Genomic DNA, 22,257 nt, shown 5'->3' on the forward strand with positions numbered 1-22,257 from the left:
AATTCATTGTTTTAAAATCTAGTGAGCTCAAAGCTCAACAACAAATTGTAGGGGCGCTGAACGTGAGCCAATGGTATGAACGTAGTTTTGGGACTGATTATTTGGTTGTATATAAGCATCGTGATTGGAAAAATGCCTATCGTGAAGTGGTAAACATGGCGCGCTGGCTACAAGTTACACAAGGTACCAAGATGCTGGATGTTGGATGTGGAATGGGAAGACATGCCCTGTCTCTCGCCGGACTAGGCTGTAAGGTGACGGGGATAGATCTATCGGAAGAATTACTGCAGAAGGCGCAAGATCATGATACAGAAGGAGAAGTAGCTTGGAAGCGCGCCGATATGAGAGAGTTACCGTTTGAAAATGGAGAGTTTGAGGTGGCAGTTAATTTATTTACTTCTTTTGGGTATTTTGATCTTGATGCAGACAACTTGCAAGCGTTGCAGGAAATGCACCGTGTACTGCAGCCAGAAGGTAGGTTCTTGATCGACTTTTTAAATCCAGAATATGTGCGAAGTACACTTGTGCCTGAGTCGTTTAGGGTGGATACAGAAACAGGATGGGGTATTAGTGAGAGTCGCATCATTGATAATAATATAGTGAAAAAGAATATCAGCATCATTCCTCAAGATAAGCCTCACCGGCATTATTCAGAGCAGGTTAAGTTGTATGATTTGTCTTGGTTTCAGGCGGCTTTTAGAGAGGTAGGATTTGAAATGACAGCTCTTTATGGAGATTATGATGGTTCCGAATACTCTACCCATTCAAAACGGATGATCATGTGCGGAAAGCGACGATAACGATGTAGTGGATTAACAATTTCGAAGCGAATAAATTCAGACAACATGATTTAAGTATCTACAATATGTAAATAAGAAGTTCATAAGTTTGCTCTTGCAGCAGCTTATGAACTTTTTTGTATATGTGATAGTTAGAAGCGTACCAAAGGACATTAGCACGCCAGTTATTCAGACTTCATGTTTTTCTTTCGTTTTGTATAAGCAACACGGATGATGAGATACAGGACTAGAGCAACAAATAGCGCTGAGAGCACCCAGATTCCGTCACGGTAAACCAAATGACCGATTTCCTCGACATGGCTACCTACACTCCGCCCCAGTATGAAAAAAATCGTCGTCCACACAAGCCCGGTTGTGTATGAGAGTAAGGCGTAGCGACGGAACGACATTTTATTGAGTCCCATAAGATAGGGGAGGATATGCCGGATGACCGGGAAAAAGTAACCTACGCAGAGTGAGAAGCTGCCGTATTTCTGAATTAATTTTTCCGAGAATATAAGGTATTTATCCATCTTCCTTTTACGTCGAAGTTTATCCAGTACAGGGGCCCCCAGCAGGCGGCCAAGCACATAACCAAGCGATAACCCCGAGATGACTCCCAAATAGGTAACAATGAAAGCAGGGAACATATGGAGGACGCCGTTTGAGGTAACACTGCCCCCGGTCATGACGATAACTTCGTCGGGGAAGGGTAAACCGATGATCCCGAACCAAAGGGCAAGGAATAAAGCGGCATAGCCAAACTGCCCAATAAGCGATATAAGCGTGTCATAGTTCATATACAGGTCGCTCCTTTTACTAAAGAATGTGAGTCTGAAGCAAGAGGAGACGCTTTCTTCCGGCAGACGTAGACGAAGGCAGGGGGCATATTAAGAGGTACGAAATGTACATGCTCTATCTCAAACTGCTGGTGCAGCTGTTTTCTCATTTGTTGGGAGTATTGAAAAGCAATGAACAGTCCGCCGGGCTTCAGAGCTGCACTAATCTGTTCCATTAGAATATCGCGTAGCTGTTGCGGAAAATTAAAAAACGGCAGACCACTTAATATGCAATCCAACTTCTCGTCTTCAAGTCCTTGTTGGCGTAGGGCAATGTCCAGATGACTGGCATCGGGATAGCATGGAAATCCCGGGTATCTCTCAATCAGTTTCTGGCGCAATTCAGCATCTTTCTCAAATAGAAGAACTTGTGTGTGTTTTGACTTAGCAGACGTTATGTATTGCGTAATCGCGCCGCTGCCAGCCCCAAGCTCGGCGATTGCCGTTGCTTGTTGCCAGGGTACGTATTCTATCATTTTTTTGGCCAGAGAAGCTGAGCTTGGGGTAATACTGCCAATCTGCATGGGCATACGAAGAAATTTATAAAAAAATAGAAAGGCATCATGGAGGTTTCTGTGCATAGTGTTATCCTTCTTTCTCGTTGGTGCCTCTATCATAAGCAATAAAAATAAAGATCAATTAAGGGGAAATCTAAAGTTTCTTTGAAGTTTTTTGATATCTATATAAGACGAACTTAAGAATCTCACATAAGGCTTGTTCGTCACTACGGTGAATGTTTGGACTTCCGGTCGCTGTTGTCGCCATATTTCTTTAATTGAACCGCTTCTAGCGGTTGAAATCTGTCGACAAAGGCGAGCGCTAACGCTCCTACAGTTTCAAACCTTCCCCTTCGTTCCTTCTCGCACTTGTCTTATATAGAAACAAAAAAGCCCAATCAACTCCTAATGGGAGTGAAAGGGCTTAATGCTTTGTAGTTATAATCTCGTTTTGGATAGCTCAAGTAGAACGTTGAACTGATCTCCATGGATTTCGATTTTGATGTCACCGCCATGCAGATCAACAATGCTTCTCACAATAGCCAGACCAAGCCCGGAGCCTTCGGTTTGACGTGACTCATCTGCTCTTTTGAAGCGTTCAAATAATTCGTCAGCGGGAAAGTCAATTTCATAAGAAGACGTGTTTTGGATTTTAAGCAGAACACGATGTTCAGATTCGTCTAGATAAATGTAAATTCTTGTACCTGGCAGGGAGTATTTCTTGGCATTACCAATCAGATTTTCAAACACCCGCCAGATTTTATTTCCGTCCAAGTCGGCATAAATATGAGGTTTGGCTATTTTTTCTCTAACTTCAAGGGAGGTTCCCAAGTTGCTGCTGAATTCAGCAATCGCCTGTGTTAATAATGTTGCAACATCGATAGTTTGAATATCCAGTTCAACCGTGCCGCTGGTCATTTTAGATACTTCAAATAGGTCTTCAATTAATAGTTTGAGCCGTAGTGCTTTACGGTCTAGAATATCAACGTAAGAATTGGCTCGATCAGACTCGAGTTGTTCTTTTTTTAACAAATCAATGTAGTTGATAATAGATGTTAATGGGGTTTTTAAGTCATGAGATACATTTGTAATCAGCTCCGTTTTTAAACGCTCACTTTTTATTTGGTCCTCCAGTGCGTTTTGATATCCGACCTTCATGTTGTTAATGTATCCTGCTAGTCTGGGAAACACGCCTTCTCCTTGAACCGGAATTGTGGATTGAATGTTACCTTGGGCAATTTCTTTCGTGCCGTTAACAATCTGCATCAACTGAGTGAGTTTGTGTAAACTATACGGAATGACAATCAAAATATACAAAATGATATAGGGTATCCACACAAACAATTCAAATCGTGGGGGATAGGTAATAAGCCGCCAAACTGAAATACCTGCGATAGCTGTTAACAGGAATAAAACAAACATTTTCAGTGTAATTCGGCTATCTACGGAAATGCCTTTCCAGACTTGAACATACTTCCTAAGAAGGTCCATGTAAATGGACACTATGCTGACCTGCTTGGGAGCATTTTTAACAAAGAAGAAGTAGCCTTGGCCTACAAGAATCAGGACAAGAATAGCAGCTGAAGAATAGCTAAACAGCCTATAAGTAAGAGAGTCCCAGTAGAACCACCCGAGGTAGAACCTAATTAGTTGAAGCGCTATCCATAAAATTGCCGTACTTAATATGACGCGAAGATCAAGAGATAAGGCGCTAATCCAGTTATTTTTTCTCGATTTTGTACCCAATTCCCCACACCACCTTTAAATATTTCGGATCCTTGGGATTAATCTCAATTTTCTCGCGAATGTTTCTTACATGTACAGCGACCGTATTATCAGATGCGTAGATAGGCTCGTTCCATACGCTCTCGTAAATTTCTTCAATGGAAAAGACTCTTCCTTTGTTCTCCATCAGCAGCTCCAGAATTTTATATTCCTTAGGGGTAAGCCGGACATCTTCGCCGTCTACTTCAACGGTTTTTGAAGTTTTGTTCAGGGCAAGGCCACGTACCTGGATAATTTCCTCGCCCGCACTCATTTGAAAAGAACCCAAATTGGTAAACCTTCGGAGCTGAGACCGGACCCTTGCGACCAGCTCCATCGGATCGAATGGTTTTGTAATGTAATCATCGGCGCCTACATTAAGCCCTATGATTTTGTCGTTCGCTTCTGATTTGGCGGAGAGTAGAATAATCGGTATATTTTTATTTTCGCGAATTTTGAATGTTGCTTTAATTCCATCCATTTGTGGCATCATGACATCCATGAGAATGAGATGGATGATTTCTTTTTCTAATATTTCAAGAGCTTCTAACCCATTGGACGCTGTAAACACATCCACACTATCGCTTTTCAAATAAATGACCAGCGCTTCTCTGATTTCCAATTCATCATCCACAATAAGAATATTATTAATCGCCATTATGTTGCCACCTTCATTATTATGCTACTTATAGTTCCCAGTACTTCCTGGATGTATTTTCCGAAAACCAGCTTAGTAGGCTTGGAAAATGTATCCTCCAGCGTGTTTGGGGGTGTTTCTAAATCTGTGTAATACCCGTGTACGCCTAGTTGAGACATTAATTTCATAGCGCCTAGATTATTAACGGTATGGACGTAGCTTTGTACATTTAGTTGGTTTAATGCATAGACCAGATTAGGATTTATGAGCACACGGTAGGTGGGCATGGCCACCACGGAAATATGTTTTTTCTTTACAAAATCCACAATACTTGCAGCCGAAGCTCCGGATTGATACAGGGAATAAATTTTATTGGGAAAAGGATAGATGTTCATGACAGTATCGTACATTTCCGGACTATAGATTTCAGGAATAATTCGATTCAGGAGAGATGCATCAACTTGTTCGGCTTGTTTAACTAAAGTAGAAAATTGCCGCTGAATCGTCTGTTTGTTCATTTCCTTCGTATCTGTAATGAGATAAAAATCAGGATATTTCTCCATTAAATGAAGGATATCTTTAAATAGAAGCGGTTGGAATTTGCCGTCTATAGGTGAACTTTCAAATTGCGAACTCGTTAAGGAATGACCAGTCTGACCAGACAGATTTGGCTGTAGTCTTTTGGACCAGTCATGTCTGGCGGCAAGCTCACCGTCTGTTGTTAGCAACAAATCTGTTTCGAACAGGCGGTATCCTTTATTGTAGTTCGTTATAAATGCATCATAAGAGTTCGTATAACTCGTGCCTTGTATCCCGCCCAAAGCATGAGCAATTAGTCTGTTATTTTCCCAACCATTTATATTTAGTGAAGTAGTCTGCCCGTTCGATCCAGACCAAACGATTCCCCATCCTAACCAAACTAAACAAAACGCCAACAGTATTACACTCATTATTTTCTTATCCATCTGTAATTCTCCTTTTCATATGCCGATGTAAGTCATCTTACAGGGCTGAGATAAAGGACAGGTGGAGAAAAAACGAATGAAATTATGAAGATTATTATAGCATGAATGGGAGAGGCGTTAGATAGGGGCGCATATTCACTATTTGGTAACGCGAGGAATAGAGGTCTTGATAAGCATAATGTCGAAAAAAATGTAACCGCATAAAAAAAAGGAGAGGTACTTTGAAAAAAATTAGGGAAGCAATAAAAGAGGAAATGATAGAGATTTATGAGATGGGCTATGATGTTTGGGGAGATAATTGAACAGGAAGAAAAGTGTAACGACTTTTTCCTTTATAGTGATATTGGGATAGAATTTTACAAAGAATTGGGTTTTATTGTACTACCTAATGATAGTCAAAAATATAAAGACAGTGTTTGTATGTATTACTCAAAAGAAAATGATATCGACTCCATATCATTTGGTATCCCCGATTACTTTTAAAGCACATCCTTATTGAAGTAAAGGGACACGAAAAAGGGAGGGTATGAAGGTGCATAGGAAGAAGTATTTTATTCTAGTGCTCCCAACGATAATAATTGGGCTATTTTTATTCTACTTTCTTCCAGAAAACTTGAATTTCTCCGTAGATTATTACGCTAATGGGAAACTTTTATAAGCTTAAATGGCTAAGAAAAATAGAAAACCTACTGAAGATTCACTAAAAGCCGTACAGCAAAAAACAGTACGGACATTCAACTAACTGGGAACTATAGTGCTGGGGCTGCCGCAGACGGCCCCTGTTCGAAACGAAACAAACCTTCTTGTATGCGTCACTTTAACCATAACGGAGGAGTGCCTAAATGTCTTTTATTCGCATTGAAAGAGATCGGTATCATGTTGTTAAGGGATTATTATCTGGGGCGGAATCGGCATTTACGCCCTTTCCACTCTCAATTTTAGAAGAAACGATTGATGGAATCGTCTATGTAGATAACCAAGATCATCCTCAGTGTGCCGCTGTAATGTCCAGCGATTTTATCGGGGGACGTTTGATTGGTCATGCTGTTAATAAAGCGTTTAACGAAGGATTTATTTCTACGATGAGAGATCATTTTTTCGTAAATGGTTCAGCCAATGACTTTAGATTATTCTGGTCAACCGCCTCCGAATCATGGGATGAAATCATTTTTCGCGTATTCGGTTACAGGGTTTTTTGTGTTAGTAGGACACAATTTGAATTTGACCGTCATGTTTTCGAAAGTTTAGGACTAGTCGGAAATGACGAAGGCATGTTTAGAATGGATGCAGCGATGCTTCAGTCGTATGAACCACTACGTAGAGAGATAGAAGGTCTTTGGGGAAGTATAGAAAAATATCTACAGCATGATGTTGGATGGGTCGCTTTCTCATCAGATGGACAAGGGATAGGATTGTGTCATGCTGCATTTATTGGGGGCGGATTGGCAGAGCTCTCCATCCATGTGAATAAATCAGCGCGAGGTCAGGGTTTTGGCTTTCAACTTGCGAGAAATTTCATTAGGGATTGTTTGAATCGAGGTGTAATACCGAATTGGACTTGCGATACTCAGAACGTGCCTTCATTTCGAATGGCACAAAAATTAGGATTCAAAGAGAATAAAAAATACAATTTGTTCTCTTCGATCTATACCCCAATTTTGCATGAACCGAGTAGGACCTGACTCTTTATTAAATCTTAGGCGTTCCCCTTTCTTCAAAGCCATTCCCCTTCCGTGATCCCATCTAAAGCTTCAACTGCGGGCGGGAAATGCTATATCAATAAATTCCGATTCTCATTACCCTAACGGGAAACGATAGTTAAACATAACGGAGGTAGTCTAAAACTATATTTTCTTTGGACAGCAGGATGTACAGGGAGGATTCGGGATAGGAGAGGGGATATTCATCATATTCACTGGATAGAAGTTAAGAATATTAAGAAATTTAGTTAAAAAGGAGGGGACAGGGCATGTTGCACCTGTACCCCTCTTTTTATCGTTCAAGCAGCCTCCTTACAATGTCGGTTGCCATTTTTCCGGAATATGCACAAAGTGATCTTCTTGTTTACGGATATGACCGAAGCCGGGGAAATCAAGATGCATACCGGAAACAAGGAGTTTTTCCGTAGCGGCGAATTCCAAAATACGTTTTCTTGTTTCAACGCCCAACTCAGGCAAAACATCCATGATAATTTTTTCTTCGGGTCTTAGCAACTGGATAGCTGCATTATGAAGAATGTCCCCCCAGATGAGCAACTTCTCTCCATTCGATTCTATGAGATAAGCGGTATGGCCTGGCGTATGGCCTGGTGCTTCAATCGCCTGAATACCGGAAACAGGTTCTTTGTCAGTGTTAGTAAACGTGCGGATTTGCCCTTGGTAAGGTGCAAACGCATCTTGTGCCATTTTAAAATTAGCGGATTCGATTTCATCTAATGGATTCTTAATGTTGCCATTGTCCATCCAGTAAGCATATTCGATATCCCGCACGACGACCTCTGCGTTTGGAAAAGCTTTCGTGCCATCGGTATGAATAAGACCATAGGAATGATCGGGGTGAATGTGTGTCAACAATACGGTTTCAATGTCATTAACATCTACGCCTGCTGCTTTAATATTTTGCAGAACAACGCCTACCCCCATGCCAAGACCGGCATCGATCAGGGTAAGTCGACCGTTCACATTAACGATGAAGCAATTCGTATTTAGCACAAGCGGACTAGTCTCGAAATTGCCCTGAAGCAATTCTTTTCCTTTATCCTCTACTAACTCGTAGTAAGGCCAGAATGGAAGCGTGGAATTGCCATCGGAAACGACGGTAACGGCAACCTCACCGATCTTTTTATGATAAACGGCAGGTACTTGAGTAAGTGGTTGATTATTGTGGGACATGGTGTTCCCCTCCCTTTCATTATTGTGAGACTTTGCTCTACATACAAAAGCAACGCGTGTTACTTAAGCTGTAGTTGTAAGTTTAATAGCTAAACAGGGCTGGTACAACCAACAATAACGCTGATTTGTCGCTTAAGCAAAGGACTCACTAGATGTGTATTTAAAAGCGATCACTTGTTGTTAACGCGACAGTTGTTTATAATTGATAATTACAGAAGCTACATATAGGGAGGAGAAGGGTTAGATGCCAACCACGCAAATAAATCATTCTGATCCTCGTGTGATTAGAACACGCCAACTCATCGTAGAAGCATTTGACCATTTACTGCACAAACGTGACTTTCATTCCATAACGGTTAGTGATATTTCGAAACAGGCAACCATCAACAGAGCTACTTTCTATGCCCATTTCACTGATAAATATGCGCTTATTGATCGGTTTTTATCTAGTACCTTTATGGATTTTGTATATAGAAGAGTTGATCCTGGTGCTGGGCTTTCAGAAGAAACAATGAAAAATCTAGTTATCGCTTTATGCGAGTATCACGAGGCTTCGAATAAACGTTGTATGAAGAATTATGATACCGTTGCTTCTCTAGTAGAGAAAAATGTGAAGAATCAATTAGAAGATTTTATTCTACAGTTGATGGTCAAAGATTGTGAGGGTACGGATCAAGAAACATTGGAAATAGCGGCCAACATGTTGACCTGGTCCATATATGGCACTACGTATCGTTGGAATCTTAAGCGAAAGCCCGAGTCGCCAGAGGATTTTGCGGTAAAAATAGTACCTATTTTGAAGGGCTATATTGAATGATAGCTGTTATTAAGTTCCGGTTTTGAACAAAAAAAGTGTATCCTTCCATAATGGAGAGGCTACACTTTTATTTATGTTTATATGTTATCTTTCGTTTTTATCCTGCAACATTTTTTCCATAGCTTGTATGACTGTAGTCTTCGGTTCTATATACTTATACGCATATGCGTCAGGATAGTTAGTCTTGTACACTACGCGGTTTAACATACGAGGTACCATGTCTTGATAATATGACGTTGCATGACAATGGCTCAATAGATCGGCCGCTTCTTCTCCAGGAATGATCCGCGCAGCATGACCTAACACGGATTTAATCTGCTCATCTGTAAAATGTTCTTTAATCAAATTTAAGAGAGTAGAGTATGTTGATTTAAAAGCAGAGGCGAAATGACGCTTTCCATTTGCTGCAGTCGATTTCATCAAGGCAATATTCATTGCCGCTGCATCGCGCACATCCACCCCATATAGTTGCGAATCTGCCATAGCTCTATCGCCGCGAAGCATGGCATAAATCATATCATTGTGCCATGGCACAAAGCTTGGTCCCATAACATGCGTAGGGTGGATCGTTGTCATGATTATGTTTGTTGTATTTTCAAGGGAGTTAATAAAGGACCAGGCTGCTCTTTCTTCCATCGTTTTTGAAACCATATTGTGGTCGAACAAGCCTTCCCTGTCTTCATTGGTCCAGTCATCTTCTGTAAACGTCGTTTTTGATAGGTCTTCGTTGCCATAAGCAATGGTTGACTCTGCAGTGGTGTGCACGATCTTTTTGACAGTGCCTGAATCAACGGCCATTTGTAAAAGCATGCGGATTCCTTTTTCCTTCGTGCGGCCTCGATCTTTAAACGATTTGTCGTTTGGATTGAAGCCACTTCCCTGATTAAAAATCCACTTGGCCCCACTTAAAACTTCATGCCAATTTTCTGTTTCACCCAGGTTTGCTTTGTAAAAGTTCACATTTGGCAATAGTGTTTGAAGCTGCCCAGCCTTTGCTTCATTTCGGTACGTTCCGACAATCTGCGTATAACCCAAATCTGTTAACTGTTTGGCAACCCATGCGCCGATGTAACCTGTTACCCCAATAATGACAATCTTATCGTGTAGTTCCATTCTTTCGCATCCTCTCTCAACAAAATTGAATGCCGTTAATATCTCCTGATGATTGTGACTGTAGTTATCCAATATAATGTTAAGCCTTAAAGTCGACTTTAAGTCAAATTATATTTTTTTATATAGCAGATAATAAACCTGAACTCGACCTTTCTTTCTGGTTTGCAGAAAATAACATTGACTTAAAGTCCACTTTAAGGGTTATGATGGTGCACTGGCAAGAGCCAATAAAGGATGTAAGAGATATATTCAGGAGGTTTAAGATGAGCACGAAAAACGAGATTATTTTAGGGTATGGAGAATGGATCAACTTTGCAAAAAATCTTAATAAGTATGAAGAACAGTCATGGTTAACACCTCTGGGTCCAGATAAGTGGACTGTGAAGGAGGTCGTCGGCCATATTGTACTGTGGGACAAGTATATTCATGACGAGGTTACTCGCGCCATTTTGCATAATAGTCCATTAGGGTTATCCGATGGTGAGGAGATCCAAGAGTTCAATCGAAAAGCAGGGGAATGGGCTTTAAGCAAAACAAAGGATGAAATTCTTGTTGATTTAATCTCCTCAAGAGAAGCTGTATTGGAAGATCTTCGGGCAATCCCAGAGGAAGCTTTCACCAATGTATACAATGACGTAGATGGAAATCCTTTTGTGCTAAAAGACTTTATTGTTGAAATGACCCGTCATGATCATCATCACATGGGACAAGTAGAAAGAGTTTTGTAAAGCTGACTCATTGTTCACTATATAAGACGAACATAAGATCAGAACGTAAGGCGTGGTCGTCACTACGGTGAATGTTTGGACTTCCGGTCGCTGTTGTCGCCAGATTTCTTCTTTATAAACCACTTTTAGCGGTCGAAATCTGGCGACAAAGGTGAGGGGTCCGAGTTCGCTCGATCGCATCATCTAAATGAATTAACAGGGTTTTTAAATTGCTCATGAGTAATTTAAAGTCCCTGTTTTTTTGTCCCACTCATTCTAGAATCCCCTCTAAAGCGACTCCGTTTGCAAGTAACAAGCTAGTGAGCCCGGTGCCGCCGACTCATGAAAACCAAGGACAATGCGATGACCGTGAGGATGATCCCCAGCACTTGGAATCCCGCGAAGTTGAATTTACCTCCCATTACGATCCCTATCAACAAGGAAGAGAGAATGGCTCCCAAATTTCTTGATGTATTAAATAATCCGGAGGCGACACCGATGATTTCTTTCGGAGAGCTTTGGAACAAGGCTGCTTGCAGTCCTACATTGTTCAATCCGTTGCTAATGCCGAATGCAGCTAAAGCCAAACACACGCTGATAACCGGTGAAGTTGGATTCAAGGTCACGATCCACACCGACCCCAATGTCATCAGAATGGCAGACAGCAGCAATGCCGGCCTTGGTCCTGATTTATCGATCCATCGTCCTGCTATTGGCGAAGCAACTAGCGAGCACAAACCTAAGGTTAGCATGAGAATCCCTGTATGGAACTCGCTGACATGACGTATCACTTGCAAGTAGGACGGAATCCCAAAAAAGAGAGCGTAAAAAAGTACGTTAACGGTCATGAATTCGATATAGACCCAGGTCATCATAGGATATTTGGCGAATGTGCGTAAAGGGATAAAAGGGGACTTGGCTTTTAACTCATGCCGTACGAACGCTCCTAGCAGAGCGAGGCCGATCAGCGAGATCATAACATTTTCTAATGAGATATGCTCAGATGATTTTGCAGAGAGTAATCCAAAGAGTAGCGCAACCAGCCCCACTGTGAAGAGCAAGATACCGGACACATCAATCAAACCAAACCATTTGCGAAAGGACATGCCTGTTGTAACAGTGGTTGACGGTTCGTCCCTAGGAATATTCCACCAAGACAATAGAAAGCTGAGCACCACGAATGGAATATTGACGAAAAAGATAGCGGGCCATCCCCACCAATGAATGATGACTCCGCCAATAAAGGGTCCAATGGCTGCCGCCCCCGATAGGAAAATAGATAAAACAGATAGCGCAGTCGCTTGTCTCTCTGTAATATGAATTCGCACAATGGCCATACCGACGGCAACCATCATGCTAGTTCCGATGGCTTGCACAATACGAAACACGATGAGCCAACCGAAGGAAGGTGACAACGGAGCTAATAATGAGGTAATGAAGGATACTACAAGCCCGGCCAGGAATATTTTTCTGCGACCGAATAAATCACTGGCTTTTCCCATGACAGGTTGAGCGATGCTGCTTGCAATATAGAAAGCGAAAATAATCCAGGAAACACCGGTGAAGTCAAGCTGGAACATATTTTGCAGACTTGGAATAGCAACAGAAACCATCGAAGAATTTAATGGATTCAATAGTATCCCTAGCCCAACTGAAATCATTAACCATTTGCTGCGAACACTCATTATAAGTTCCTCCCAATCGTAGTAATGCAATCGTACTTGAAATTGATTATTCATTCCAACGCATCCTATGCTATAATCTCATTGACTGAAAGGAATGAACGGAGGACGCGGAATGGAATTGCTTCAGCTGCAATATTTTGTCGCGGTAGCCAGGTTGGAACATATGACCGAAGCCGCACGAAGTCTGCATGTTACTCAATCGTCATTAAGCAAAACAATTCAACGCTTGGAGGAGGATTTAGGGGTCCCTCTATTCGATCGAATTGGGCGGAAGCTAAGGTTAAATGAGTTCGGAAGCAGATTCCTTCACCGTGCAGAAAGAGCTTTGTTCGAATTAGAACAAGGGAAGCAGGAGATTAGTGATTTATCCAGCCCGGAACATGGCACGCTCGAATTAGCGGTGACGGCTGCAAGTGCGCTACCTCATATCCTTCGGGAGTTTCGGAAAAAGCGGCCCAATATCCAATTTCATGTGCAAATGCTGACCACGCAGGAAATGGTGACGCTTCTTCATAGAGGAGAGGTTGATTTCTGCTTGTCTTCACCTCCTGTACAAGGAGATGATATTGAATGTAAAATTGTTTGCATCGACCCCATCCTTATAGCTGTTCCAATGGGACATCGACTGGCAGAACGGACTAGTGTATCCTTGACAGAACTAAGAGATGAATGGTTTGTCGGTGTGAAGAGAGGTTACGGTACTCGTGATTTAGTGGACTCTGTATGCAACTCGGCTGGATTTGTACCAAATTATGTGTACGAGGGAGATGAACCTGCAAGGCTAAGCGCTCTTGTGGAAGCGGAAATTGGCATAGCCTTCATCCCAAGCACGGCAAGGAATTCACGGGAACGAATCAAATATCTGCAAATAGAGGACCATGAATTGGTGCGAGAAATAGCCTTAATATGGCACAGGAGTCGCTATATCACACGGGTTGCTGTAGAATTCCGTGAGGTCGTTGTAGAATATTTTGGAGCGCTATCCGAACAGACCAATTAATCATGCTGCAATTCGATATAATAAGCTTAATGTAAGAATAGGAGAGATATCATGGAAGCAGAAAAAAGGCCAAGAGTCGGTGTAGGAGCCGTTATAAGAGATGAGAACAATCGCATCTTACTAGTTTTACGTAAAAAACCACCTGAAGCCGGACATTGGAGTTTACCAGGCGGCAAAGTCGATTATATGGAAACGATAGAACACGCGGTAATACGTGAAATTCGAGAAGAGTTAGGGTTAGAAATCGTAATTGAACGATTACTGTGTGTGACGAATCATATCCTTCCATCGGAAGACGTCCACTATGTAGCTCCAACATTTTTGGCTAATATCGTCTCTGGGGATGTACAAAATCAAGAGCCTCACGCGTTAGAGAAAGTACAGTGGTTTCCTATGCAAGATCTGCCAAATAAAATTACAATGACAACTGATTATGCGCTTAAACATTTGGAAATCAGCACTATTGTGGAATAGAATGAGGAATTGGCATAGAGATGCCCATATGACATGAAAGAGAGGTTGAACAATACATATGGAAGCTGATGATCCCAAGCAAATTGTTCTACAGGTTGGCGGTAGCCTCAAAAAACTTCGCAAAGAGAAGCGTTTGAGTCTGGAGGAGCTATCTGAATTATCTGGGGTGAGTAAGCTGACCCTTGGAAATATAGAACGGGGTGAGACCAATCCAACCCTTGGACTGTTATGGAAAATAACTAAAAGCCTCTCGATTCCGCTCATGTCTTTGTTCTCAACAGAGAATAAATCGCAAATATCCCGAGCTGGGCAGGGCTTAAGGATCACGGGTGAACAGAAAACTTGGATTGTGGAGCCGATTTTTCAGAACACCAGTAATGAAATTGAGATGTGCCGGGCCTATCTGCAGCCGCATAGTTCCTACTTTCCGGAACCACATCACCAATACTCAACAGAAATTGTCACCGTCATGTCCGGGAGTATTACCATTCACGTGAATGAAGAAGCGCATACCCTGAATCAATATGACTCCATCAGTTTTAATGCAGAAGGTAAGCATTCCTATGTTAATCACTCGGATGATGAAGTAGTTCTTCATATGATTTTAAAATACAATTTGTAGTCTTCAGGGACTGTGACTTTCTCATAAGAGCGACAATGACCTTCTATCTATTTGAAGATAGAGGGTTTTTGGTATGCTATATTTTATCTAAAAATATATTATAGTTTACTTTATTTTATTATAAGTATATTATAATGTATGTAGTTCTTTGGATTACAGAATCTAGCCAACAATACATTAGGAGGTTACAGCATGGGTTTATCGAATGAGCTTCATGAAAGACTGAATAGAGAATCAAGTCTAACTGCCCGGCGCACAGCGGGGTTGACCTTGATTATAGGAATTATTTTTATCGCGGCGAATCTGCGGTCTCCACTCAGTTCGGTAGGTCCCCTGGTAGGACTTATACGCAGCAGTACACAGATTTCCAATACAATGGCAGGGATGATTACGACATTGCCCTTACTTGCGTTTGCTTTATTTTCAACATGGGTTCCCCGGTTAGGTCGTAAATTTGGCGTGGAACGGTTGATTATGGCCGCTGTGATTTGTCTTACATTTGGTATTGTATTAAGGTCTGTACCCGGGGTGATCACTTTATATGCAGGTACTATTGTGCTTGGGCTAGCTATTGCCGTATGTAATGTAATGCTGCCCAGCCTGATTAAACGTGAATTTCCATCACGGCTTGGGATGATGACAGGTGTATATTCCATTTCGATGAATATGACGAGTGCCATCGCTTCCGGGATTAGTATTCCACTTGCTGTTAATGCAGGACTTGGGTGGAGGGGCGCACTTGGAATTTGGGGCGTTCTGAGCTTTATCTCTATTATCATGTGGTTGCCACAATGGAAGCGGAAGGATAAAGGGAACGAGGCAACAACGCCTCAAAATGGCGCGGCGGACGGTGGCCAGGTCAGTTTCTGGCGTTCTGGATTGGCTTGGCAAGTGACCTTGTATATGGGTTTGCAATCCATGGTATTCTATGTGGTGATCGCCTGGTTGCCAGAGATTCTCCTCCAGCAAGGCATCGGCTCAGGACAATCCGGTTGGTTGTTATCGATCCTGCAGCTCGCAATGCTTCCTTTTACGTTTATTGTGCCGATTATGGCTGGACGGATGTCTAATCAGCGTCCCCTTATTATCATAGCGTTTATTTTTATTATGTCTGGCATTCTCGGTCTGCTCTATGGAAGCGCGCATTTAATTGCGTTGTGGGTCATCTTAGTGGGGATCGGCGCCAGCTTCGCTTTTGGTTTGGCGATGATGTTTTTTGGACTCCGCACTAAGGATGCTCACCAGGCTGCAGAGTTGTCCGGTATGGCTCAATCCGTGGGTTACTTACTGGCGGCAACGGGTCCGATGCTCTTCGGTTACTTGCATGATGTGACGCATAGCTGGACTACACCGCTTCTGATTCTGGTTGGAGCAACCGTGCTACTCCTTATTTTTGGCTTGGGTGCAGCGAGAGATCGGAAAATTAGTTCTTAGAATCCCCTTGACGAATAGACGGCTCATTATTATAATTCAAATAATTTATTGAATATGATAGAGGGGGAGCGAGATGACTTCAGAGCCGTCGGCAAGAGCGTTTAAGGATGAGTTGTATGGACAATTTGCTCGTATCGGGAAATGCCTGTCTAGTGATAAACGTCTGGAACTGCTGCATTTATTATCTCAGGGTCCCAAATCGGTAGAGAAGTTGGCCAAAGGAACAGAGATGAGTGTAGCGAACGTTTCGCGCCATCTTCAAGTGTTATTAGATGCCAGGTTGGTGAAATTTAGCAAACAGGGAACGTATGTCATTTATTCATTGGCGAACCCTGAAATTTTAGACTTTTTAAATTCCTTATGGCTTTTATCCGAAAGCCAGCTTGCAGAAATTACGCGGATTAAAACGAATTTTATGAACAACTTTGAGGAAATACAGACACTTTCACTGAATGAGGTATTAAATAAGGTCGAAGACGGGAGTATTATTCTACTAGATGTTCGTCCAGCAGAAGAGTTTGAAGTGGGTCATATTCCTGGGGCGATTTCCGTACCGATGGAGGAACTGGATACTTATCTTCAAGGTCTTCCCAAGGATACCCGGATTGCGGCATACTGCCGGGGACCTTATTGCATTTTTTCAACTCAGGCTGTGGAAAAAATGCAGCAGGAGGGATTTACAGCATTTCGTATGGAGGAAGGGGTATATGAATGGCAACAAAGCCAGTAAATCCAATTTATCTGGATTATAACGCCAGTACCCCCATTGCTGCAGAAGTTCTGCAAGAAATGCTGCCGTATTTGCAACAGTACTACGGGAATCCGTCTTCAACACATTGGGCCTCAGCTTCGCTTAAAGATACCATTGAAGTAGCTAGAGGCAGGGTCGCTGCTGCTATAGGAGCGGGCTCCAACGAAATGATTTTTACAAGCGGCGGGACGGAAGCTAATAATCATGCCCTGAAAGGGGTGTACTTGGCGTTACGTCAGCGCGGCAATCATATCATTACAACAGCGATTGAACATCCAGCGATCTTAAATCCGTGTGCCTTTCTCGAAACGCTTGGCGCAGAAGTGACTTATGTGAAGGTGGATGCCGAGGGGCGCGTATCTCCTGAAGAGATTGCGTGTGCGATTCGTAAGGAAACGATCCTCATTTCAGTTATGCATGCCAACAGTGAAGTCGGAACGATTCAACCCATTGAGGAAATATCGACAATTGCTAAGGCACAGGGGATTCTATTCCATACGGATGCCGCGCAATCATTTGGAAAAATCCCCATCGACGTCAATCGGTTAGGCGTTGATTTATTATCGATCGCTGGACATAAGCTGTATGCGCCCAAAGGAATTGGAGCCCTTTATATCCGTGAAGGGACCCCGATTTCATCCTTTATTCAAGGTGCAGGTCATGAATCGGGCCAGCGAGCTGGAACTGAAAATGTTCCTTACATAGCGGGTTTGGGTAAAGCCTCCGAACTGGCTGCAGAGTATGCCATGAACCATACGCTCCGTGACCTAAGGGATAGGTTGAAGGAAGGTCTACGCTCTATTTTTGAAAATAGTGTGCGGTTCAACGGCGATCCACATCAGAGTTTGCCGAATACTTTGAATGTCAGCTTCTTAGGGATGAATGGAAGTGAGATCCTGAAGCAATTTCCTGAAATTGCAGCATCTACCGGGTCGGCTTGCCATTCAGGGAACACCACCTTATCCCCGGTATTAAGCGCAATGGGTATCACTGATTATGAGGGATTAGGGGCGATTCGGTTTAGCCTGGGTCGATATACTACAGCAGAAGAAATAGACGCAGTTATCGCGTTGTTTCAGCAACGGCTCCAAGCAAGGAATTAAAGCGGAGAGCTATATCGGATACGGGCGGGTTTGTGATCATTCCTTTGGTTTAAAACTGGGGGAATGATCTGTTTTTTAATTACCACTGGGCAAGTGAAAGAGGTTTTTTTAAAAAAACTGTCAATCGTCTGTGAAAATGTCACTTGTTGAAGTGGAGGCCGCCCTTACCAGGAGGCCTCTGAATAATGGTTGTGCTGTGAATACATAGCATCTTGGAATGCGCTTTGTTTTGTGTTGCGTTTAGAGAGGTTGGTATCATACGTGGCTTTCCACGGATGATTGTTGGCGGGTTTGCGTGGGTACGCAGAACTCGCCTTTTTCTTTTGCTCTCGCTCAGGCCGTTCTGTTTTCTTGAGCAGCAAAGCCTGTTCATGAAATAAAGCGAAAAGTATGCGATATATGTGGAAATACCCTCGGAAGAGTTCTTATAAATGATTTAACAAACCCACATTTTAGATCCAAATATCTGGCAGCTATTGTTTTATTTTATGCTTCTTTTTAGATCAAATTTTGATAATAGTTCGTTCAATCCGAGATTCTAAAACATCATATAGAGCAAGTTTATAATTTATTTTATCCAAGTTAAAATAGAGCTCTTTCATGTTTTCTTCTATATCTTTTTTATGATTGAGCATCATCATTTTTCGTTCCGAAATTGTTGAATCCCCATCTTTGTATAAATTTACATATCTCTGAATTTTAGCAATAGACATTCCTGTAGCTCGAAGAACAGTAACAAAGTGTATCCAGCTTAAATCTTCTTCGTCATATAACCTTTTCCCATTTTCATTTCTCTTAACATGTGGAAACAGCCCCTCCTTTTCGTAATATCGAAGTGTAGGAGCTGTTATTCCTGTCATTTCAGTAACTTTTCTTATTGTAATCATAAACAAATGTTCATCCTCTCATGTTAAAGTATACTTTAATTAGAATTTCAATAGTACTAACGAAGTTATCTGGATTTTATAGATAAACGATGAGTAAATAGCCGAAAACAAAGGGTTTCTCAGTTTAATTATACAGATATAGGTTGATTATTAAAGTCTTGACTTCAAGTGCACTTTATCTTTTATGATAACAATGTATTTAAAAAATGATTTCTGAGAGGATAAATATTGAACCATCTAATCTTAAGTTGAATAAAGGAGAGTAATAATTGATGAATAAAACGACTGACAGTTCCTCGTATTTCCCAGCGTGGTCGGGAAAAATAGGTGATTTTGAAGTGAATGTTATTAATATCGGTGATATAACGTTGCCGATGGGGGAGTCGTTGAGTGGTCCCAAAGGAACCTCTGATGAGATACACGTACGGACCGCCATTGCACACGAGAAGATAGTTCCGATGCAAGATCTACTTGTTCGCATGAACGATATGGTTGTGCTAGTAGATGCGGGCTCTTACGACATTGGCCCCGAGTCTATCTATGCAATACCTGGATACCAGCCACCACTAAGCTTGACGGACCAGATGACACAGCTAGGCGTCTCACCAGGTGATGTTGACCATGTCATTATAACTCATCGCCACTGGGATCACTTTAATGGCGTCACGGTGTCTGAAAATGGGGAGTGGATCCCTGCGTTTCCAAATGCAAAACACTATATCAGTGGCTTAGATTGGTACTATATAAAACAGACCATGCAAAACAAAGGAACGCACGAAGCGAACGCATTTCCGATTTTAGAACAATTGGGTTTACTCCAAGTCATTGAAGGAGAGTTTGATGTAGCTCCCGGGATAAGTATCCATCCTGCTGCTGGAGAAACAGAAGGGCATCAAATCGTACGCTTTCACTCAAAAGGCGAGACCTTGTATTCTGTTGGTGACCTGTATCATCATCCGATCGAAGTGGCCTATGGTCAGTGGTTGGCGTCTTGGGCCAACAGGCAACAAACCAAAGAAAGTCGGGAATGGCTGCTAGGACGTGCGGCTTCAGAGTCTGCATGTCTAATGGCTTCTCACATTCCGGGAATCGGACGAATCCTACAAACCCCTCATGGATTTAAGTGGGGATATGTGGAAACCACTAGTGATTCTCACTTCTCGCTATAACACGGCTTGCTTCTTTGACTGTGCTCACCCACAGTCAAAGAAGCGCCTATAGTTCAATAACTTGACAAAGAAGCGCCTATAGTTCAATAACTTGACGCTGAGTTATTCATAACACACCTAGCTTTTCCCCGTAGATGGATAAATGCGATGCTTGCCTTGTCCAGCGTTTACTCACGGATGTAAGAATTTACGTGAGGCTCCTCACTAGACTAAGCGCCTACTAAAAATAGGAGTAGTTATTGACGGATATGGAAATACTTTATTCACAGCAGCTTACTTGTTTTCCTTTAAAGTACATAAATACAAAATACCATTCGATTATTAAAAACAACATTCAAGTTACAAATTATAAAAAAAGTAACTTGAATGTTGTTTTTTGATATGATATGATTCCATCATACAAAGGAAAGGAAGTGTTTGTTATCTATACAATTACGGGAATTACAGGTAAGGTTGGCGGGGGTGTCGCTCGTACATTAATGGATGCAGGTCTTCCTGTTCGAGCTGTTGTTCGCAGCAAAGAAAAGGGTGAGCCATGGGAGAACAAAGGATGCGAAGTCACCATTGCTACAATCGATGATGCACAATCACTTATTGAAGCATTCACAGGAGCTGAGGGTGTCTTTTTAATGGTGCCGCCGATTTATGATCCAGAGCCTGGGGTATCAAACGACTATGAGTTTCCGGAAGCCTATAAGATTCTTGAAGCGGTACGAACTGCAATAGATGTAGCTCGGCCAGGTAAGGTCGTCTATCTGTCGACTGTCGGGGGACATGTTCAGGAGCCTAATCTTTTGAACATTCACAAAATTATGGAAGATGGTTTACGCTCTCTTTCGATTCCAATTACAATTCTCCGGGCGGCTTGGTTCATGGAAAATGCTGCTTGGGACGTAGATGCAGCAAAGAACGGCTTCATTCATTCATTTCTAAACCCTCTCGACCATCCGATTCCAATGATCGCGACGATTGATATCAGTCGTGTGGCAGCCGAGCTTCTTCGTGAATCATGGACCGGTACGCGTATTGTCGAACTGGAGGGACCGCAACGCTACTCATCGAATGACATTGGGGCGATTTTCAGTAGGGAGCTTGGCCATCCTGTACGTATGGAAACTGTACCGCGAGCGGGCTGGGAGGAAATATTCCGTTCACAGGGAATGAAGAATCCAATGCCGCGAATGCGCATGATTGATGGTTTCAATGAGGGTTGGATCGATTTTGAAGGTGGGGCCGTTGAATTCCGAAAGGGGCAAACGTCGCTTGATACGGTATTGAGGGAATTAGTGCGTACTTGACTATTCTTGTTAAAGTAGCAGAAACAATTAGTTCTGCACTATCGGATTGTGCAAGCACGAATATAATGTTTGAACACACAGTTGTCAAACCGTAGGAAATGTATTCTTAATTCATGATAAGATATCATCAACTATTCCAATATATTGTGGATATGATCTTTATATATTACAATAGATGTAATTCGTAATATGTAATTTGATGAGGTCTGATCTGATTTAAGGAGGTGTTACCCATTGGTTGAAGAAACGTTATCTAGAGATTTAATTCTTGATGCGGCCGAGGCTGTTCTTCGAAAGTTTGGTCTTGCCAAAGCAAATATGTCCGATATTGCTCGCGCGCTTGGTGTAAGCCATGCGGCTTTATATAGACATTACGACAGTAAAGCTTCTTTACGAAAAGCGGTTGTTGAACGGTGGATGCAAGGTGTATTTGAACCATTAAAGGATGCCGTCGCTAAGGAGATACTTCCAGAACAACGTCTTTATCGATGGCTGGAAACCTTGCGGGATTTTAAACGTGATCATGCACAAAGAGATCCTGAATTGTTCGCAATGTATGCGAGATTAGTTGTAGAGACACCTGGAGCTTTGGAGGTTCATAATGAAAGACTTATAGAGCAATTGACTTCTATTATAGAGGATGGTAGGTTATCAGGAGCTTTTGTTTGTAAAGATGATCGTCAGGCAGCCGTGGGGGTATTTATTGCTACGACACGCTTTCATCATGCTTCACATGCATCAGAGTGGGGAACGCCTGATTCTGATGCCCAATTTGAAGCCGTTTGGCAGCTCATCTTAAATGGACTGGTTTCAAACTCCTAGTAG

At 42.2% G+C, this 22,257-nt stretch carries 23 protein-coding genes and 1 pseudogene; 14 read left to right on the forward strand and 10 right to left on the reverse strand.

Annotation, left to right across the window (positions count from 1 at the left end; translation table 11 throughout):
* Positions 1 to 62 precede the first annotated feature (62 nt).
* Positions 63 to 800 carry a class I SAM-dependent methyltransferase gene (locus tag ACFVRY_RS00180; RefSeq protein WP_387495738.1) on the forward strand — a complete coding sequence of 246 codons (738 nt, stop codon included), beginning with the start codon at positions 63 to 65 and terminating at the stop codon, positions 798 to 800.
* Positions 801 to 964: 164 nt separating this feature from the next.
* Here the strand turns inward: ACFVRY_RS00180 and ACFVRY_RS00185 are convergent, their stop codons facing one another.
* From ACFVRY_RS00185 to ACFVRY_RS00205, 5 genes are all read right to left on the reverse strand, one after another.
* Positions 965 to 1,579: a DedA family protein gene (locus ACFVRY_RS00185; protein WP_387495741.1), complete on the reverse strand. Its 615-nt coding sequence runs from the start codon at positions 1,577 to 1,579 to the stop codon at positions 965 to 967.
* Positions 1,576 to 2,199, reverse strand: a complete 624-nt coding sequence (locus ACFVRY_RS00190) for a class I SAM-dependent methyltransferase (protein WP_387495743.1) — start codon at positions 2,197 to 2,199, stop codon at positions 1,576 to 1,578. Before ACFVRY_RS00190 ends, ACFVRY_RS00185 begins: the two co-directional genes overlap by 4 nt.
* A gap of 354 nt (positions 2,200 to 2,553) precedes the next feature.
* On the reverse strand, positions 2,554 to 3,861 hold the full coding sequence (locus tag ACFVRY_RS00195; RefSeq protein WP_387495745.1) for a sensor histidine kinase: 1,308 nt from the start codon (positions 3,859 to 3,861) through the stop codon (positions 2,554 to 2,556).
* Positions 3,836 to 4,537, reverse strand: a complete 702-nt coding sequence (locus ACFVRY_RS00200; protein WP_387495747.1) for a response regulator transcription factor — start codon at positions 4,535 to 4,537, stop codon at positions 3,836 to 3,838. The genes ACFVRY_RS00195 and ACFVRY_RS00200 overlap by 26 nt, the downstream gene beginning before the upstream one ends.
* On the reverse strand, positions 4,537 to 5,481 hold the full coding sequence (locus ACFVRY_RS00205; RefSeq protein WP_387495750.1) for a phosphatidylinositol-specific phospholipase C/glycerophosphodiester phosphodiesterase family protein: 945 nt from the start codon (positions 5,479 to 5,481) through the stop codon (positions 4,537 to 4,539). The genes ACFVRY_RS00200 and ACFVRY_RS00205 overlap by 1 nt, the downstream gene beginning before the upstream one ends.
* 267 nt (positions 5,482 to 5,748) lie before the next feature.
* Here ACFVRY_RS00205 and ACFVRY_RS00210 point away from each other — a divergent pair, with 267 nt between their 5' ends.
* Together ACFVRY_RS00210 and ACFVRY_RS00215 are read left to right on the forward strand one after the other, a co-directional pair.
* Positions 5,749 to 5,964, forward strand: a complete 216-nt coding sequence (locus tag ACFVRY_RS00210; protein ID WP_387495753.1) for a hypothetical protein — start codon at positions 5,749 to 5,751, stop codon at positions 5,962 to 5,964.
* A gap of 359 nt (positions 5,965 to 6,323) precedes the next feature.
* Complete coding sequence (locus tag ACFVRY_RS00215) at positions 6,324 to 7,163, forward strand: GNAT family N-acetyltransferase (protein ID WP_387495755.1); 840 nt, start codon at positions 6,324 to 6,326, stop codon at positions 7,161 to 7,163.
* Between the two features lie 330 nt (positions 7,164 to 7,493).
* Here ACFVRY_RS00215 and ACFVRY_RS00220 read toward each other — a convergent pair whose 3' ends face one another.
* On the reverse strand, positions 7,494 to 8,372 hold the full coding sequence (locus tag ACFVRY_RS00220; protein WP_387495758.1) for an MBL fold metallo-hydrolase: 879 nt from the start codon (positions 8,370 to 8,372) through the stop codon (positions 7,494 to 7,496).
* Positions 8,373 to 8,616: 244 nt separating this feature from the next.
* On the opposite strand from ACFVRY_RS00220, the gene ACFVRY_RS00225 reads away from it, so the two are divergent.
* A complete protein-coding gene (locus ACFVRY_RS00225) occupies positions 8,617 to 9,189 on the forward strand; it encodes a TetR/AcrR family transcriptional regulator (protein WP_387495761.1) in 573 nt (190 codons plus the stop codon).
* An 84-nt stretch (positions 9,190 to 9,273) separates the two neighbouring features.
* Here the strand turns inward: ACFVRY_RS00225 and ACFVRY_RS00230 are convergent, their stop codons facing one another.
* Entirely contained in the window at positions 9,274 to 10,302 is a 1,029-nt protein-coding gene (locus ACFVRY_RS00230; protein WP_387495763.1) for an NAD-dependent epimerase/dehydratase family protein, read from the reverse strand.
* 263 nt (positions 10,303 to 10,565) lie between these two features.
* Between ACFVRY_RS00230 and ACFVRY_RS00235 the strand changes: the two genes are divergently transcribed.
* On the forward strand, positions 10,566 to 11,030 hold the full coding sequence (locus ACFVRY_RS00235; RefSeq protein WP_387495766.1) for a DinB family protein: 465 nt from the start codon (positions 10,566 to 10,568) through the stop codon (positions 11,028 to 11,030).
* A gap of 296 nt (positions 11,031 to 11,326) precedes the next feature.
* Here ACFVRY_RS00235 and ACFVRY_RS00240 read toward each other — a convergent pair whose 3' ends face one another.
* Positions 11,327 to 12,694, reverse strand: coding sequence for an MFS transporter (locus ACFVRY_RS00240; RefSeq protein WP_387497695.1), 1,368 nt, complete (start codon positions 12,692 to 12,694; stop codon positions 11,327 to 11,329).
* 112 nt (positions 12,695 to 12,806) lie between these two features.
* Between ACFVRY_RS00240 and ACFVRY_RS00245 the strand changes: the two genes are divergently transcribed.
* The 6 genes from ACFVRY_RS00245 (at position 12,807) to ACFVRY_RS00270 (ending at position 18,078) form a co-directional block, all read left to right on the forward strand.
* Positions 12,807 to 13,694: a LysR family transcriptional regulator gene (locus ACFVRY_RS00245; protein ID WP_387495768.1), complete on the forward strand. Its 888-nt coding sequence runs from the start codon at positions 12,807 to 12,809 to the stop codon at positions 13,692 to 13,694.
* Between the two features lie 51 nt (positions 13,695 to 13,745).
* Positions 13,746 to 14,168 (forward strand): NUDIX domain-containing protein, encoded by a 423-nt coding sequence (locus ACFVRY_RS00250; RefSeq protein ID WP_387495771.1) that lies wholly within the window; start codon positions 13,746 to 13,748, stop codon positions 14,166 to 14,168.
* 52 nt (positions 14,169 to 14,220) lie between these two features.
* Entirely contained in the window at positions 14,221 to 14,790 is a 570-nt protein-coding gene (locus tag ACFVRY_RS00255; RefSeq protein WP_387497697.1) for a helix-turn-helix domain-containing protein, read from the forward strand.
* 192 nt (positions 14,791 to 14,982) lie between these two features.
* The gene (locus tag ACFVRY_RS00260; RefSeq protein ID WP_387495774.1) at positions 14,983 to 16,224 is read left to right on the forward strand and encodes a CynX/NimT family MFS transporter; all 1,242 of its coding nucleotides are present in this window, start codon (positions 14,983 to 14,985) and stop codon (positions 16,222 to 16,224) included.
* 73 nt (positions 16,225 to 16,297) lie between these two features.
* Positions 16,298 to 16,954 (forward strand): ArsR/SmtB family transcription factor, encoded by a 657-nt coding sequence (locus tag ACFVRY_RS00265; RefSeq protein ID WP_387495777.1) that lies wholly within the window; start codon positions 16,298 to 16,300, stop codon positions 16,952 to 16,954.
* Positions 16,936 to 18,078, forward strand: coding sequence for a cysteine desulfurase family protein (locus ACFVRY_RS00270; RefSeq protein ID WP_387495780.1), 1,143 nt, complete (start codon positions 16,936 to 16,938; stop codon positions 18,076 to 18,078). Before ACFVRY_RS00265 ends, ACFVRY_RS00270 begins: the two co-directional genes overlap by 19 nt.
* A 164-nt stretch (positions 18,079 to 18,242) precedes the next feature.
* Here ACFVRY_RS00270 and ACFVRY_RS29375 read toward each other — a convergent pair.
* Positions 18,243 to 18,455 (reverse strand): annotated as a pseudogene (locus ACFVRY_RS29375) (ISNCY family transposase); the annotation flags it as partial.
* 126 nt (positions 18,456 to 18,581) lie between these two features.
* The gene (locus ACFVRY_RS00275; RefSeq protein ID WP_387495783.1) at positions 18,582 to 18,965 is read right to left on the reverse strand and encodes a MerR family transcriptional regulator; all 384 of its coding nucleotides are present in this window, start codon (positions 18,963 to 18,965) and stop codon (positions 18,582 to 18,584) included.
* Positions 18,966 to 19,237: 272 nt separating this feature from the next.
* Between ACFVRY_RS00275 and ACFVRY_RS00280 the strand changes: the two genes are divergently transcribed.
* From ACFVRY_RS00280 to ACFVRY_RS00290, 3 genes are all read left to right on the forward strand, one after another.
* Complete coding sequence (locus ACFVRY_RS00280; RefSeq protein WP_387495786.1) at positions 19,238 to 20,134, forward strand: MBL fold metallo-hydrolase; 897 nt, start codon at positions 19,238 to 19,240, stop codon at positions 20,132 to 20,134.
* Positions 20,135 to 20,520: 386 nt separating this feature from the next.
* Positions 20,521 to 21,432 (forward strand): NmrA family NAD(P)-binding protein, encoded by a 912-nt coding sequence (locus tag ACFVRY_RS00285; protein ID WP_387495789.1) that lies wholly within the window; start codon positions 20,521 to 20,523, stop codon positions 21,430 to 21,432.
* Positions 21,433 to 21,666: 234 nt separating this feature from the next.
* Positions 21,667 to 22,254, forward strand: coding sequence for a TetR/AcrR family transcriptional regulator (locus ACFVRY_RS00290; RefSeq protein WP_387495792.1), 588 nt, complete (start codon positions 21,667 to 21,669; stop codon positions 22,252 to 22,254).
* Positions 22,255 to 22,257: the final 3 nt, after the last annotated feature.

The sequence above is a fragment of the Paenibacillus sp. NPDC057934 genome, from assembly GCF_042887565.1.
Lineage (GTDB): Bacteria > Bacillota > Bacilli > Paenibacillales > Paenibacillaceae > Paenibacillus_AQ.